Origin of the sequence: Dawidia soli, from assembly GCF_018598185.1 — a bacterium.
GTDB lineage: Bacteria > Bacteroidota > Bacteroidia > Cytophagales > Cyclobacteriaceae > Ohtaekwangia > Ohtaekwangia soli.
Map to the genome: position 1 here is coordinate 35237 of NZ_JAHESC010000037.1, position 15061 is coordinate 50297.

General features: G+C 55.8%; 14 protein-coding genes. 12 read left to right on the forward strand and 2 right to left on the reverse strand.

Features of this window, described 5'->3' with window-relative positions:
• Window positions 1-69: 69 nt before the first annotated feature.
• On the forward strand, window positions 70-2031 hold the full coding sequence (locus KK078_RS21720) for an FG-GAP repeat domain-containing protein (RefSeq protein WP_254092424.1): 1962 nt from the start codon (window positions 70-72) through the stop codon (window positions 2029-2031).
• Between the two features lie 189 nt (window positions 2032-2220).
• A complete protein-coding gene (locus tag KK078_RS21725) occupies window positions 2221-3219 on the forward strand; it encodes an ASPIC/UnbV domain-containing protein (protein ID WP_254092425.1) in 999 nt (332 codons plus the stop codon).
• A gap of 24 nt (window positions 3220-3243) precedes the next feature.
• Here the strand turns inward: KK078_RS21725 and KK078_RS21730 are convergent, their stop codons facing one another.
• Window positions 3244-3963, reverse strand: a complete 720-nt coding sequence (locus KK078_RS21730) for an SRPBCC family protein (protein ID WP_254092426.1) — start codon at window positions 3961-3963, stop codon at window positions 3244-3246.
• A 183-nt stretch (window positions 3964-4146) separates the two neighbouring features.
• On the opposite strand from KK078_RS21730, the gene KK078_RS21735 reads away from it, so the two are divergent.
• The 6 genes from KK078_RS21735 to KK078_RS21760 all read left to right on the forward strand — a co-directional run bounded on the left by KK078_RS21735 (window position 4147) and on the right by KK078_RS21760 (window position 7495).
• A complete protein-coding gene (locus KK078_RS21735) occupies window positions 4147-4356 on the forward strand; it encodes a hypothetical protein (protein WP_254092427.1) in 210 nt (69 codons plus the stop codon).
• Complete coding sequence (locus KK078_RS21740) at window positions 4347-4739, forward strand: type II toxin-antitoxin system VapC family toxin (RefSeq protein ID WP_254092428.1); 393 nt, start codon at window positions 4347-4349, stop codon at window positions 4737-4739. The genes KK078_RS21735 and KK078_RS21740 overlap by 10 nt, the downstream gene beginning before the upstream one ends.
• Window positions 4740-4812: 73 nt before the next feature.
• Complete coding sequence (locus KK078_RS21745) at window positions 4813-5451, forward strand: hypothetical protein (RefSeq protein ID WP_254092429.1); 639 nt, start codon at window positions 4813-4815, stop codon at window positions 5449-5451.
• Window positions 5452-5510: 59 nt separating this feature from the next.
• Window positions 5511-6143, forward strand: coding sequence for an endonuclease III domain-containing protein (locus tag KK078_RS21750; protein ID WP_254092430.1), 633 nt, complete (start codon window positions 5511-5513; stop codon window positions 6141-6143).
• An 85-nt stretch (window positions 6144-6228) separates the two neighbouring features.
• Window positions 6229-6639 carry a DoxX family protein gene (locus tag KK078_RS21755; RefSeq protein ID WP_254092431.1) on the forward strand — a complete coding sequence of 137 codons (411 nt, stop codon included), beginning with the start codon at window positions 6229-6231 and terminating at the stop codon, window positions 6637-6639.
• Window positions 6640-6913: 274 nt separating this feature from the next.
• Window positions 6914-7495: an AraC family transcriptional regulator gene (locus KK078_RS21760; RefSeq protein WP_254092432.1), complete on the forward strand. Its 582-nt coding sequence runs from the start codon at window positions 6914-6916 to the stop codon at window positions 7493-7495.
• Between the two features lie 6 nt (window positions 7496-7501).
• On the opposite strand, the gene KK078_RS21765 is transcribed toward KK078_RS21760, so the two are convergent.
• The gene (locus tag KK078_RS21765; RefSeq protein WP_254092433.1) at window positions 7502-7939 is read right to left on the reverse strand and encodes a VOC family protein; all 438 of its coding nucleotides are present in this window, start codon (window positions 7937-7939) and stop codon (window positions 7502-7504) included.
• A gap of 156 nt (window positions 7940-8095) precedes the next feature.
• On the opposite strand from KK078_RS21765, the gene KK078_RS21770 reads away from it, so the two are divergent.
• From KK078_RS21770 to KK078_RS21785, 4 genes are all read left to right on the forward strand, one after another.
• Window positions 8096-9070: a DUF4917 family protein gene (locus KK078_RS21770; RefSeq protein WP_254092434.1), complete on the forward strand. Its 975-nt coding sequence runs from the start codon at window positions 8096-8098 to the stop codon at window positions 9068-9070.
• A gap of 394 nt (window positions 9071-9464) precedes the next feature.
• Window positions 9465-10658 (forward strand): M57 family metalloprotease, encoded by a 1194-nt coding sequence (locus KK078_RS21775; protein ID WP_254092435.1) that lies wholly within the window; start codon window positions 9465-9467, stop codon window positions 10656-10658.
• A 240-nt stretch (window positions 10659-10898) separates the two neighbouring features.
• On the forward strand, window positions 10899-12830 hold the full coding sequence (locus tag KK078_RS21780) for a transglutaminase-like domain-containing protein (protein ID WP_254092436.1): 1932 nt from the start codon (window positions 10899-10901) through the stop codon (window positions 12828-12830).
• Between the two features lie 8 nt (window positions 12831-12838).
• Window positions 12839-14974 (forward strand): DUF3857 domain-containing protein, encoded by a 2136-nt coding sequence (locus KK078_RS21785; RefSeq protein ID WP_254092437.1) that lies wholly within the window; start codon window positions 12839-12841, stop codon window positions 14972-14974.
• Window positions 14975-15061: the final 87 nt, after the last annotated feature.

Genomic DNA, 15061 nt, shown 5'->3' on the forward strand with positions numbered 1-15061 from the left:
CATTTTTCCGTTATTTGCTTATCTCCAGGGCCATGGTGATATATTGTTTAACACGATTTAAGCGTTGCTATGATTCAACAGTTTACACACTTTTCTTTTTTTGTTTGCCTCTGTTCCCTCTTCGTTTTCCACTCCGCCGGCGCACAGGCGCCGTTTGAGCGCTACGTCGCGGAGAGCTCGCTGCCGGCAGAAGTCCTGCAGGCACCCGACGGAACGTATTTCATCCTCACCGACCCGCTTGCCTATCTCAACCGGCTCGATTCCGAAGGACGCCTGATAAACCGCTGGCAGCTCGAAACAACGCCGGCTTCGACATTCCCCTACCGCGGGCTCGGGCTGACATCCACCCGCGTGTTTGCGGTCGGTGGCGAGCACGGCGGTACGCTGGTGCTTCACTCGACCAACTATGACCTGGCCGACCGTCACCGGAAGACCCTCTATACCGGCGACTTTACCGGCGGCCGGGTGGCCGGCCTGGCCGGCAACGGTGCGGCCGTCGTCATCAGCGTACTCAACGACAACGGCTTCCGCAACCCGCAGTTGTTCCTGACCGACGCCAACCTCAACGTACAAACCACGCGTACCTATACCCTGCCCGGAAACACCGAAGTGTTTTACATCGGCCAGGCTACCAACGGTGACCTGCTGCTCGTGGGCCGCGACGAGAATACCGGCAACGGAGCCCTCGTGCGCACACAGTCCGACGGCACACCGCGGGTGGCCACGCCCAGCGTACCCGCCGTGCTCGACGGCAAAGTATACGGCAACAAGCTCTATCTGCTGGCGGCGACCAACGGCGGCATGACGGCCACGCTATACGTGTTGGGCGACAACTTCCACATCGATCAGCAGCAAGACCTGTTCACACATACGGCGGCACTCTCCGCCGCCAACACCCGCCTGGCGGTGGGCTATAACGGCACCGTTGCGGTGGCTACGCCCGCCGACGGTAAGTCCGGGTTTGACCTGCATACTTTTGCCAGCGGCACCTTCACCCCGACCGGCACTGTCTACCACGACCTGGAGCGCGGCGGATCCACCGTGCCGGTATATGGGTCGGCCGCGGACAACGGCTTTGTATTCCTGGTCCAGACCCGGGACGAAGCCCACGTCTCGTCCGACCTGGCCGTGGTCCTTCGCACGAACGCTACCGGCCAGGGCCCGGAACGTCTCGCGATGGAAAACCTCTCGCCCAACGGACTGGAGGATGTCGATAGCACCGCGTTCATCCAGTGGGCCGACCTCGACAACGACGGCCAACGCGAGGCACTTATCACCAACGACAAGATCAGCGTATACCGCTACGACGCCACCGCCGGTAAATTCGTGCGCATCAATACACCTTTTCCCGGCCCGCGCGAGCACTTTCAGAGCCTGAGCACCGCCGATATAGACAACGACGGCGACCTGGACGTATATATCAACCGCCATCACCCCAACTATACGGGCGTGTCGCTGCAGCCGCTGCCCAATATACTCTATCGCAACAACGGCAATGGCTCCTATACCGCCGAGGGCGGTACGATCTGCCCCGACGGCATGGCCACGCGCCAAAGCTTCTGGATCGACCTGAACAACGACCAGTGGCTGGACCTGTACCTGTCGGGGTATAACCACGACCGCGCGTACCTCAACCACGGCGACGGCGTTACTTTTACGGAGCTGGACCTCACCTTCCTGCCGGGTAAACACAACATCGAAGATGTGCCCGACGGCATGCTGTGGGACGACCTGAACGGCGACGGCTATATCGACGCCATCAACCAGGCGGAAGAAGAGGACATGTATATCCTGCTGAATCAGCACGGTACGGGCTTTACACGGGTACCGCTGCAACAGCATATTACGCTGTTCGGTCCGCCCTTCCAGATGCCGCATGCGCAAGACTTTACCCTGGGCTATGTAAACGGCACGCGAACCCTGGTCATGTCCGACTTCAACTACCTGCGTTACTTCGAGCACGACGGCACCCGCTATGTAGAAAAGCCCCGGCCGTCGCAGCTGGTCTTCACGCAAACCAAGCTCACGTAGTTTGTCTATGCCGACAACGACGGGGGGCTGGACGTCCTGAGGGCGGGTGGATTCTCCGGCCATAACTGGGTCAACATCCACCAGGACGACCACAACCACGCCCTGGCACTCGATGCAAAAAACTTCTCGGTATTCTCCTGGTATGATTTCGACAACAACGGCACGAACGACCTGCTGAGCCGATCTTCCGTGCTGAAGAACAACGCCACCGGCGGTTGGCTGAAAGTACGCCTGCGGGGCAACACGTCGCCCGCCGCCGGTACCGGGGCCGTGGTGTCGGTCAACGTCAACGGTGTCTGGCAACGTCGCACCATCACCACCCATGCCGGCGCGCTGGGCCTGGTGGGCGACGAAGCTTTCTTTGGTCTGGGCGATGCCACGACCGCCGACGAGGTATCCATCCAATGGCCCTCCGGTTGCACGAGCCAGTATACCGATGTAGCGGGCAATCAGCTGCACACGTTCGAAGAAACCTGCGCGGACACCGCTCCGACCGTTGCCGTCACCGGCAGCGGCTGTCTGGGCGATCCCCAAACGGTCACGCTGGGCGGCGGTACGGCGTTTGCCTGGTATCGAACGCAAGCCGAAGAAGATGCCTTCCTGGTCAGCGGCACCAGCGTTGTGTTCGATACACTCACGATGACCCAAACGCTATATGTCGCCAACACGAGCGGCGACCGCCCGTCACGCCGCATGCCGGTCTCCCTGTCGGCCGGCACGCGTCCCGTATTTAACGTGTCGATGTCGCATACCGGTACCGGTTATCAGTTTACGGCAACCTCTACCGACCCGGCCGTCACAACGTATCAGTGGTATCTCAACGACGCACCCGTGGCCACTGGCAATACGTATACGGCCACCGGCCTGGAAGCGGGTGAGCAATGGGTATGCGCCGGCGTAGTGAGCAACGGCTGTCATGCACGCAATTGCGTGGAGTTTATCGTGACGGGCGTGGAAGCGTCGATCCTGGCAGATTATACCGTGTTTCCGAACCCGGTAAAAGGCAAGCTCCAGGTAGCCCATAAAGGCGGCAAGCCGTTCGCCCTGGAGCTGATCCACATTACCGGCGCCCGAGCCTGCCAGGCCGGCGGCCATACGTCGTATGAAGTCGATACGGAGGGATACGCCCCCGGCCTGTACATCCTGCGGATCAACGGCCAGGGAGCGATGAAGATCATCAAACAATAGTATCCAATAACATTTGCCGGTGGCTTAGTCCACCGGCATCATTTGGCTGCTTTCGATGTAGTGCTTGAAGTTTTTCAGATCGTCTTCGACGATGCGTTCCAGCAGCGGGTTCAGCAGGCGCGCCGCCCCTTCGCCCACCAGTCCCATCGGGGCGCGATAGGTGATCACCGCCCGGATCTCCGTACGCCCTACGCCTGCATCGCGGAATTCCACTTTACCGGCATTATCGATCTGCGACCCCGGCAGCGCCGCCCAGCTCAACAGCTCGTTCGGCTCATCCAAAATGATCGACGCATACCACTGCACCGGCTCCGGCACACCCGGCAGCTTGGCCGTCCACTGCGACTGCCCGTCTTCCGCTTCCTGCACCGACACCAGGTGTTTCATAAACAGCGGCAGCTGCTCCAGCTTCCGCCAGAAGGCGTACACTTCGTTGCGCGGTTTTTCAACGGTCACACACGTGCGTACATTGACGTTGCGTGCATGCAGCTCCGGATCGCGCGTCAGCGCATTCGCCACCGGGCAGTGGCCGGAGATGGCGCGGTATAGCAGGTAGGCACCGGCAGCGCCCTTCAGCAGCCCGCCGCTGGCAAACGCCGAGCGCACCATCCAGGCGCCCGCAATGCCCGAGATCACCCGTTCCGGCGTGCTCACGTTGCGGTCGGGGTTGTACGATTGAAGATTTTCGAGAAGGTTCATGGTCGTTATGTCTTTGCTGGAAGAAGCTGTAATTAATTGTGCCATCACCCGGGATGTTACCGGCGCCCACCCGTTCATATCGTTGGGGACGCAATTCCCCCGAACGTATTTCTCCGGGAGATAAAGCCCCGTCTACCCAGAAATCACTCACAAACAACAACTTACAAACTAACAATTTCTTAAAGACAAGTATTTTGACTAATATTACAAGACGCTCGATTCCACGACATGATACAAACGGTAACAATCGATATAATTAACGAAAAAGCCCTGAGGCTTTTAAAAGAACTTGAATACCTGGAGCTTATTCGCCTGCATCAGGAAAAAGGTGAAATTGCTACCGTTAAGTGGGCCGAAAAATATAAAGGTGCCATGACGAAACAATCTCCTTCAGAAATTGACAACCAGTTACGCGAATTAAGAGAAGGATGGGAATAAAGCATCTCTGGGACACTAACACTTGCATCTATTATCTTCAACGCCAACTTCCTGTTGCTGCCGAAAAATACATTGACACGCTATTAACGGAATCACCTCCTTGCATCTCTGCTATCACCGAGATTGAATTACTTTGCTGGAAAAATGCATCTGAACAAGACACAGCAATCCTCCATCATTTTATTCACGACTCTTTTGTGATTGAATTAGAGCGCGCCATCAAGCTTAAGACAGCAGATATTCGAAAACAATATAAAATCAAATTGCCTGATGCGATTATAGCTGCTACCGCTGTGATCTATGATCTTACACTCGTCACGCACAATGTTAGGGATTTTACAAGCATCCCAGGGTTAATCGTAGAGGATCCCTGGACAAAGTAACTGTTCTTACCACGGCCCGTTGGCCAAACACCGGTGATTGTTTACATTTATCCCCTGTCCAACTTACCGGCTGATGGAACTTCTCTCGCCCAATCCTACGCAGGTCGCCCTCGCGGCGATCGCTTACAGCGCGCCTCCGATCGCGTATATAGTACTATTCCTTCGGGCGATGCGTCCGCCGGGCATCGAGCGCCTGCGTCGCTTCACGGCGTTTACCATGGTGCTGGGTGCCGCGCTGCCGATACTCAACATCCTGGCGGTCCTGTCGGGACTGACTATACTTCCCATCGACCTCACGGACCTGTCGCCGATCCCGGCCAGCCGGTTGCACGGCTACGTGCAGCACCTGCCCTTTGTTTTCTTTATGATCTCGGCCATCCTGCTGCTCCACCCCAAGGCTCCGCGCTATGCGCTGCAGGTCGAGCTGACGTGGGGTGTCGTGCTGCTCATCAACCTGGCGCTGTTCCTGCTGGTCGCCTACCAGGTGATTACCTGGACACCGCCGCCACCGCCACCCGCGGTAAACCCGCAGCATGCGCAGAACAGTCATTTCGACCCTGCGGAGATCATCCTCCAGCATACGGTACACATGACGCGCGAACGCATCGCCTTGTCGCTGATCTTACCGGCGCTCTGGACCGTCATGTCGTCCCTCGCGTTGTACAAAGCGTTTACCGGCCGGCGGCGACAGCGCACCGCGCCACCGTCGTAAGGGCCGCTGACACACGTACTAAAAATGTGTATCTTACCACCCCTTAACCCACAGACACTATGGCTGCAGCGCGCAACTGGCAAAAAGAGATCCAACCGTTATTAAAAAAGTATAAAGGCAAGAAGTTTCCCCTGGACTACGGCAATACCTACGAGCTCGTCGTCATGGTGATCCTCGCTGCACAAGATTCCGACGCGCACATCAACAAAGTGGCGCCGGATCTCTTCAAAGCTTTCCCCAACATGAAGGCCCTTGCCAAGGCCACGGAAGATACGCTGCACCCGCTCATCAGCAAAGTGCGCAACTTCGGCAACAAGACCAAGTGGCTCATGAGCCGGGCCCAAACCGTCAAAGACGACAAGAACATTCCCCTGACGATGGATGCGCTCACGGCCCTGCCCGGCATCGGCCGTAAGTCGGCGAACGTCATCATGCGCGAGTCCGGCGTGCCGGCCGAAGGCATCATCGTCGACCTGCACGTGGTGCGCGTAGCCCCCCGGTTAGGCATCGCCACCGGCACGGACCCCAAGAAGATCGAAAAGCAGATCATGGAAGTGATCGAGCCCAAGGACTGGGGCGAAGCGGGCATGGCCATCTCCTTCCTCGGCCGCGAAACCTGCCGCCCGACCAACCCCAAACACGCGGAATGCGTCATGAAAACCTCCTGCGCGTATTATAAGTCGCTGCAGTAGGCGTGTGTCAGCCGGTCCGGAAAAAAATCTTTCGCCGGCTTGTCCAATCCGCGGCGTCCCGCGCATTATGGCAGAAAACAAACGCATGACAACTGCCAACACTTCCGAAAAGCTCCACAAAGTCACTTATTGGACCGTCACCCTCCTGCTGTGCACCGGCATGTTCGCCGGTGGCGTCGCCCAGGCCGTACACGCACCCTGGAATGCCCAGGGCTTTATCCACCTCGGCTATCCTCTGTATGTCATGACCCTGATCGGCCTTTGGAAGATCGCCGGCGTCGTGGTGTTATTGGCACCGGGCTGGCCTTTGGTAAAAGAATGGGCCTATGCGGGATTTTTCTTTGTCATGACCGGCGCCGTGGTCTCACACCTGGCCAGCGGCGACGGTATCAGCGGTGTCGTATGGCAAACTATCTTTGTGATCCTGATTATACTCTCCTGGTACCTGCGTCCGGCGTCCCGCAGGCTGAAGCGAACGGATATAATACAGGCTTGACGACACAAAAGGACCAGGCGCAACCTGGTCCTTTTGTTTATACCATCGTCTCATGATTATTATTCCTACGTTACCAAAATCCGTTTCGCATACGTCACTACTACAATTTCGTAACATTCTATACTCCTAACGTAAACTTTTGTCAACATCAAGGAAACTATAAGCGGTACATTCGATACATGATCACGCCCAATAGTCTGTAGCGCCGCCTGCATTGACAAAGCAGTGCCGGCACTTATCAACATGTGTATGTAGTCGTTTTAAGGAAATTGTTGTGGACACAAAGATGGTAAAAAAGGCAACGAATATCAGTAAGACTGAGCAGGCCCCCTATGTCTCGCCAGACCGCCAGTTGGAAGACCTGGCCGCTTCCCTCGCCAGAATACTCAATCGAACGCGCCGCGCCGCGCTGGAGCACGATGGTTACCCGCTGCGCGTATATGTGCTCATCCGCAAGTTGTATTCGCTCGCCCAGGACCGGTGGAACGATCAGCAGCGCGGCATCCGGTATATCTCCGTCGACTGCTCCAACATCGACCGGGCACGCCTGGCCAAGATCGCCCAGTATATCCTCGCCCACATCGACCAGCCTCCCACGCTCACCGAGCTGGCCTACGAGGCGGGCGTGAGCCTGTCAAAGCTCAAGCAGGATTTTAAGAAAGCCTTCGGCATTACCGTGCACCAGTTCTACGCGCGCGAGTTCATCAGGCAAGCGCAGCAGATCTTACTGGACGAAGAGCGGCTGCCGATCAAGACCGTGGCCTACAAGCTCGGGTATAGTGTTACGGGGTTTATCAAGATCTTTAAAAGGGAAACGGGCATGAGCCCCAAGCAGTTCCGGCAGAAATACATGTAATGCGGGTCACTGTGCCGGCACCTTGATACTGATCATCCAGGTGATGCCGTATTGATCCTCTACCATGCCGAACGTGTCACCCCAGAATTGCTTGCCCAGCTTTGCCTGGATACGGCCGCCGTCGCTCAGCTTATGGAAATATTCCGTCAACAACGCTTCGTCCGTGCCTTCTATGGACAACGCGAACTGGCCGTCGTTCCGGGGATGGATCAGCTCGGGGTTGTCGCTGGCCAGGATCCTGACGGGCCCGTTCAGGCTGGCGTGCATGATCTTGTCTTTCATGGCGTCGGAGTTCGCCGCGGGACTGCTGTGGGCATCCGCCGGGCTCTCGCCAAAGGTGGATATCATCAGCTCGCCGCCGAAAATGCTTTTATAGAATTGCATGGCTTCCCGGCAGCTGCCGCCGAAAAACAGGTACGGATGGATCTGGAGGTTTGCCGCCATAGTGGTGATATATTTTTGGCAAGTACGTAAATTTTTGTGCCCGTACCACGGCCATCACCCGGTGCGGCAGGGACGCCAGCCACCAAACGTCAAACCATGTCTGCAAAAGCACCAAAAAAACGTATCTTGTTACGATCACCTGCACGTATAAACCGAATGGCCATTTTGACCTACCCGCAAGTACTGGACGAGATAGAAAAGAGCGGTCCGCGCACCGACACAAACCTGTTGGTGGGAAACGGGTTCAGCCGGGCGTTCGCCGATGCTATATTTGACTACAGGTCGCTGTATCAGAAAGCCCGGGAGAAAGGACTGACACGCGAGGCTATCGCTGTTTTTGAAAAGCTGGGTGAAACAAATTTTGAACGGGTACTGAAGGCCTACGACGAGTGTCTTTGGATCGCGGAGAATTACAACCAGAAGCTGGATGAAACGATCCCGGCAGACAGAGATGCCATCCGCAAGATCCTCGTCGGCGTAATTTCGGAGAACCACCCTGAAAACCAAGATTTCATGGACGATGCGACAACGAAAAACGCGCACGCGTTCATGGAAGGCTTCACCAACCTGTTCACCACAAATTATGACCTGATCTTATATTGGCTCATCATGAGCGGTGACGAAAAATGGGACGACGGTTTCCGGAGAGTAGAGGGTGACCTGTGCTTCACCGGTTTTCAGGGGCCGTCCCGGATCTATTTTCTCCACGGCGCGTTGCATATTGTACGCCAGGGCAAATCGTTGATCAAGCTTTCCTGGAATGGTAAAAAGGGCAAGCTCAAGCAACTTATCAAAGCATCGATCGAAAAAGGCCAGTATCCCATCTTCGTGGCCGAGGGTGATTCGAGTAAAAAGAAATACCAGATCGATAGCAATCGCTATTTGCGCAAGTGTTTGCAAGCGCTGCAGAACACAGAAGGTGTGTTGGTTATTTTCGGTCTTTCGCTGGACCCCGCGTTCGACAAACATATCATCGATGCCATCCATGCCGCCAAGGGCCTGACACGAATTTACTTTGGTGTTTATGGCGATGATCATGAAATGAACAATGCCGAGTTTCTGAAGTATGCACGATCTATCGGCCTGTTTCCAAAGTTGACATTTTTTCAGTCTAAGTCGGTCACATTATAGAGTTGTGAGTGGCGTGGGGGGTATGTAGTTATATAGATGACGACGTGACCGTTGGGTAGCTGTTACGCCCTTTCAGGGCTTGGGTATCGCTGTGTTGTCTGTTCCCAGGCCTCCGCTACCGCTCTAGCCTGGGCTATTGTATTGCGCCCCTTCGGGGCTGGAAACGGAAGGCAACGAATCATCTATCTGCACCGGAAAAATAAGGTACTACCCGCCCGAAGCGTTTCGCGTAAGAACCTCACAGATTGCATGATAGCCATCACATATTACCCATACTATATCTTCAAAAAATCATAACAAAAAAAATATTACTAATCGATCATTCCCTGCAAGCAATATACTTTATATTGACACCGTTATTGAAACGTTATTTTATACCACAAACAAAAACATTATGCACAATGTAAAATTTCCCCTCGGGAAGATCCTTTCCCTGCTTGCTATCCTGTCCATGCTTTTCGGATCTTGTCAGCAAGACAATGACGTACAGCCCACTGGATCCCAAACATCAGCCAACGACATCGCCGTGTTGAAATCGTTTTTATCAGAGACGACAGGCACGCCGTTAAATGACATCACCTTTGCAGACGACACCTTCCTCATCGATGGAGACATGGTCATGCCGCTGCAAAATGCCCGTGACCACTACGTGAAGTCACAAACAGAAAAAAGCGCCGCCGGTCGTACGGAGCAGCGGCAGTATATGTACCTGTTAACGCCCGCGGTAGCCGCCAACATCACGGTCTATATCAACACCGACGTGCCTGCCGTGTGGGTGACGGCCATCAACCAGGCCATCTCCAACTGGAATACCGGCGCGGACTCGAAGATCCACGCCTCGGTCACGACCACCGCGGCCGGCGCGAGCATCACCGTTTCCATGAATGCCGCGATCGAACCGGGCGTCATCGCACGGGCTTTGCTCCCCGATGCCGCCGGCAACGCGGGCTCTACCGTTCAGATAAATCCCGCGTACACCAGCTCGCTTCCTGCCAGCCAGAAGCAATTCGCTATGACCCACGAGTTCGGGCACAACTTCGGCTTTCGGCATACCGACCAGACCAACGGCACCCTGATTACCGACACTCCGGTGACGGATGCGAACTCCGTCATGAACTCCGTCGTGCTCAACTGGAATGGCTTCACCTTCTACGACTTCATCGCATTCGGCGTGGTCTACCCCCATCAGCCCGGCACACGCCGTTTACTACGATACTATAGCAGCGCCAACACCGACCACTTCTACACCATCCACACCAACGAAATAGGCCCGACCGGCAACGGCTGGGCGTTCGAAGGCGGTTCCGGCTATGTCTACGCTACCCCTACGCCCGGCACGGTTCCGCTCTACCGCTATTACGATGCCGTTACCATGGACCACTTCTACACCATGAACTTTGGCGAGGTATCGTGGACGTACGAAGGCGTCGCCTGCTACGTCTCCGCCACGCAAGTTGCCGGCACCCGGCCGCTCTACCGCTATTTCAACACCGTCACCAAGGACCACTTCTACACGCTCCACCTGGGCGAAGTATCCGGGCCATCCTGGACGTATGAAGGCATTGCCTGTTACGTCTGGCAACCGTAACCGGTAACACCCCACACAACAGCCCGTCCGTCTGTTCTCCCGCGCCGGAGGATCGATGGATGGGCCTGTCCTAACGCATGGAGCGCGCGCTTGTGTTGTAACATTGTTTGCCTTGTACCTTTCGGCGTTCCTTTTTATTCAAAAGCCCGTTGCATCTTACAACAGTTCTATAAACCCGGGTAATGCATTTTTCGCGCAGAAACAACGGCGTATACTTGTTGGGTAATCCGCCGAAGGCCAATGCACCTCTCTATCCATCGCTTACACATCGCCGGTAAAAACGCCGTCCTGGCTGTCGCTATGCTGCTGCTGCCGGTCCTGGCCACCGCGCAGAAGAACACCAATGCCGAACGGGCCGCCGCCCTGCGCGCCAGGTTCAAGGACGCCAAGCTGGCTTCGTACGGCTACCGGTCGGAGTACACCTTCGACATTCGCAACAGCACCCTGCAGGCCACGCTCAAAGAGCAGCTCGACATCATCTCCCTCGACGGCAGCGTGACCTACAACCGCCCGGTGTTCTACAACGACAACATCACCGTGGGCGACACCGAGGTGAATTACGCCTCCGGCAAAAGTGTACCGGTGTCGAAGACCTGCGGTAACTACGAGGTCGAAGACGTCTTCTATTCGGACGCCAAGGTCTGTGCCTACAAGTTTTTCCTGCTCTCGCCGGGTACGGAGGTGACGTTCACCTCCCGCGAGACCTACACCGACACGCGGTATCTTACCAAGATCTTCTTCCACGACGAGCTCCCGGTCGAAGAGCGCACGATCACCTTCAGCATTCCCAACAGCGCCACCGTGGAATTCATCGAAAAGAATTTCGAGGGCTACGGCATCACCCGCACCGTGACGCCCGACGGCTCGCGCAAGCTATACCGCTACACGGCTAAAGACCTGAAAGCGATGAAAGGCGAGCCGCACTCGCTGGGCCCGCTGCACAACTACCCCCACCTGGTGGTGATCAGCAAAGACTTCACGGCCAGTAATGTAAAGACCAACGTCATCGCGTCGGTGGACGATCTGTACAAGTGGTACGCCAGCCTCGTCAAGGAGGTGAAGAACGATCAGGCCCCCCTGAAAGCCGAGGTGGCCCGCCTCACGGCCACGGCCAAAACGCCCGAAGAGAAGATCAAGGCCATCTACTACTGGGTGCAGGACAACATCAAATACATCGCGTTTGAAGACGGTATCGCCGGCCTCAAGCCCGACGCCGCCCAGAATGTGTACAACAACCGCTACGGCGACTGCAAGGGCATGGCCAACCTCACCAAGGAAATGCTGAAGATCGCCGGGTTCGATGCCCGCATCACCTGGATCGGCACCAACCGCATTCCCTATGGCTACGAGGTGCCTTCGCTGGCCGTCGACAACCACATGATCTGCACGGTCGCCGTCGGCGATAAACAGTACATTCTCGACGCCACGGAAAAATACATCGCCCTCGGCATGCACGGCGAACGCATCCAGGGAAAGGAAATGCTGATCGAGAACGGCGACAAGTTCATCGTCAAAAAAGTGCCCGTGGCGGGCGCCGACCAGAACCTCATCTTACAAGAGGAAAGCCTTGTGCTGGAGGGCGACCTCCTGCGGGGCCAGGGCGCGATGACCATCCACGGCGAATCGAAAAAGAACATCCTGTACATGTCCACCAACATCCGCCAGGAGGACCAACACAAGCTGTTCGACAACCTGGTGGTGCCCGACTATACCAATGCAGACCAGGTAAAGGTCACCAACACGCCGCCCGTCGACCGCGAAAAAGCCATGGAGATAAAATATACGTATGGACTCACCAACAAGGTGACGCGGTTCGACTCCGAGCTGTACATCGATGTGGACTGGAACAAGGCGTTCAAGAACCTGAAGATGGAGGACGAGCGTCAGTCCGATTATTATTTCAATCGCAAGATCAACACCAAGGTCACCAAAAAGCTGACGTTGCCCAAGGGCTATGCGGTCACGCATCTTCCCAAGGGTCTGCGTAAAAACAGCGACGACTTCTCCATCCTGGTAAGCTTTGAGCAAAAGGGCTCGGAGCTGCTGTATACAAACCAGGTCATCATCCATCACGGCCGTATTAAGAAATCTGACTTTGCCACCTGGAATGCCGCCATCCAGGAATTGAATGAAGTCTACAACGACCAGGTCGTATTAACCAAACAGAACTAACATCTTTTATGAATGCTATCCTTCGCGTCGCGACATGCCTGCTGATCTGCTTTGTCACCACTGCTTCCCTACTGGCGGCCGACCGCGCGGATGAGCTGAAACAGGAAATGTGGGGCTCTTCCGATAAAGACTTCAAGGTCGTGGCGGTCCCCGATAAATGGAAAGACCGCTCGGCGGTCATCATCGCCCGGCTGAACCGGTTCGAGTACCGCAAGCAGGCCATGGCCGCGCTGCTCAACATCAACCAGTACAATCACTACCGCGTCAAGCTGAACGATAAGAACGCGGTCAACGAATATGCTGAGATCAGCTTCAAGTCCGGCGACAAGGGGCGTGTGCGCGTCTATGTGGGGTTTAAGGTCATCAAACCCAATGGCCGGGAAATTATCGTAGACCCTGCCACGGCGGTCAAGATGGAACGGAGGGGTTCGGACGGCTATGCCTATAAAAAGATCGCCATTCCCAACCTGGAGCCAGGCGATATCCTGGACTACTACCTCTGCGAGGAAGAGGAACGGATCATCACGTCGCTGATCGAGTTCTTCGATCCGATCATTCACAACCTGCGCCAGGAGTACCCGGTCATGAAGCAAAAGCTGCAATTCAAGGTACAGCGTCGTTGCTATATCAACCTGCGCTCGATCAACGGCGCACCCGAGCTGAAGCTGGTGACAGACGAAGAAAAAGACGAACAGTATTACAGCCTGGAAGACGGCGACCGCGACGGCATTGCCGACATGAAATGGCTGTATCCCAACCGCGACGTGCCGACGGTTAAATTCCGCGCTGCCTATGCGTCCAACAAGGGTGTGAACAGCTACGACGTTTTGCTGGACGAGCAGGGCGTCGTAAAAAACAAGGTCACGGCCGACGAGCTGGCCGAGGTGTCTAACACCATGATGAAGATGGTGCTCTACGCCGGGAACACGGCCAACAAGTATCTTAAAAAGAACTACAACGGCCCTACGGATAATTTCTCGGTGGCCAGGGCCGGCTACTATTACAACCGCCATGAGCTGCTGAACCAAAGCGAAACGCTCACCCTGCAAAACAAGGACCTTCCCTCCGAGCGCGAAATGACTTTTATCGCGTCGTTCTCCAACTTTCTGAAAGAGGAAGACATTCCGCACGACATTGTCGTGGCGGTAGCCCGCCGCATCTCCAGCATCGACGATGTTATTTTTGAAAGCGAGCTGGATTATCTCATCCGTGTGCGCCAGGGCAAAGAATTCCTGTACTTCTCGCCTTACTCGATTTACACCGTGCCCGGCGCGATACCGTCTGCGTTGCAGGGTGCCGACGCCTATGCGTTCGACGGCCTTACCAAATCCACCCGCTGGGTACCCCAGCGTACGACGTTGCCGGCGCTTACCAAGGACGACAACGTCTCGGCCACGAGCATGACGGTAAAATTGTCGACCGACCTGCAGAAGGCTACCCTCAACGTACAGCGAAACATCCGCGGCGTGGAGAAGCCCTACCACCAATACCGGTTGCTCGACGTCTACGATGCCATCGACGAGGACAACAAAGCCTACGCGCCCTACGAATACGTCTACCCGCACAAGGCCAAAAAAGAATATACAGCCCTGCAGCAGGCCTACCAGCAAAACCGCAGCAAGAGCAAAACCGACGCGTTGAAAGACATGATCGCCGACGACTACGAGTTCAAGGCGGACGATCCGACCGACCTAAAAATCACACAGACGGGCCGCAGCGACAAAGACCCGGCCATGGTCTATTCGTTCACCTTCGGCACCGACGAGCTGGTGAAAAAAACGGGGCCGAATTACCTGGTGGACATCGGCAAGCTCATCGAAGGCCAGGTCAGCATCAGGGCCGACGAGATGGACCGCGACCAGAACATCTACTTCGACAACGCCCGCTCGTTCCGCTACACGGTGACGCTGGATATACCCGCAGGTTACCAGGTGCAGGGCCTCGACAAGCTCAACAGCCGCGTAGAAAACGCCGTGGGCGGATTCACGAGCACGGCCAAGGAAGAGAACGGCAAGCTGGTGATCGAAACCTATAAACATTACGGCGTTACCTTCGCTTCTAAAAGCGAATGGCCCAACGTCGTGGCATTCGTCAACGCGGCGCATACCTTCACGGGGCAGAAGATCCTGTTGAAGAAGAAGTAACTCTTTTGAGTTTTTGAAGTTCAGGCAGGCTACTGAAACGTAAAATTTCAGAAGGCTTCTTTGTAAGAAGCCTTCTGAACTACCGAC

Excerpts from the sequence above, each read along its gene's own strand:
- KK078_RS21745 (WP_254092429.1), top strand. The coding sequence starts at position 4,813 with ATGGAACTTCTCTCGCCCAATCCTACGCAGGTCGCCCTCGCGGCGATC.
- KK078_RS21780 (WP_254092436.1), top strand. The coding sequence starts at position 10,899 with ATGCACCTCTCTATCCATCGCTTACACATCGCCGGTAAAAACGCCGTC.
- KK078_RS21720 (WP_254092424.1), top strand. The coding sequence starts at position 70 with ATGATTCAACAGTTTACACACTTTTCTTTTTTTGTTTGCCTCTGTTCC.
- KK078_RS21770 (WP_254092434.1), top strand. The coding sequence starts at position 8,096 with ATGGCCATTTTGACCTACCCGCAAGTACTGGACGAGATAGAAAAGAGC.
- KK078_RS21750 (WP_254092430.1), top strand. The coding sequence starts at position 5,511 with ATGGCTGCAGCGCGCAACTGGCAAAAAGAGATCCAACCGTTATTAAAA.
- KK078_RS21775 (WP_254092435.1), top strand. The coding sequence starts at position 9,465 with ATGCACAATGTAAAATTTCCCCTCGGGAAGATCCTTTCCCTGCTTGCT.
- KK078_RS21740 (WP_254092428.1), top strand. The coding sequence starts at position 4,347 with ATGGGAATAAAGCATCTCTGGGACACTAACACTTGCATCTATTATCTT.
- KK078_RS21730 (WP_254092426.1), bottom strand. The coding sequence starts at position 3,963 with ATGGCACAATTAATTACAGCTTCTTCCAGCAAAGACATAACGACCATG.
- KK078_RS21765 (WP_254092433.1), bottom strand. The coding sequence starts at position 7,939 with ATGGCGGCAAACCTCCAGATCCATCCGTACCTGTTTTTCGGCGGCAGC.
- KK078_RS21755 (WP_254092431.1), top strand. The coding sequence starts at position 6,229 with ATGACAACTGCCAACACTTCCGAAAAGCTCCACAAAGTCACTTATTGG.
- KK078_RS21785 (WP_254092437.1), top strand. The coding sequence starts at position 12,839 with ATGAATGCTATCCTTCGCGTCGCGACATGCCTGCTGATCTGCTTTGTC.
- KK078_RS21735 (WP_254092427.1), top strand. The coding sequence starts at position 4,147 with ATGATACAAACGGTAACAATCGATATAATTAACGAAAAAGCCCTGAGG.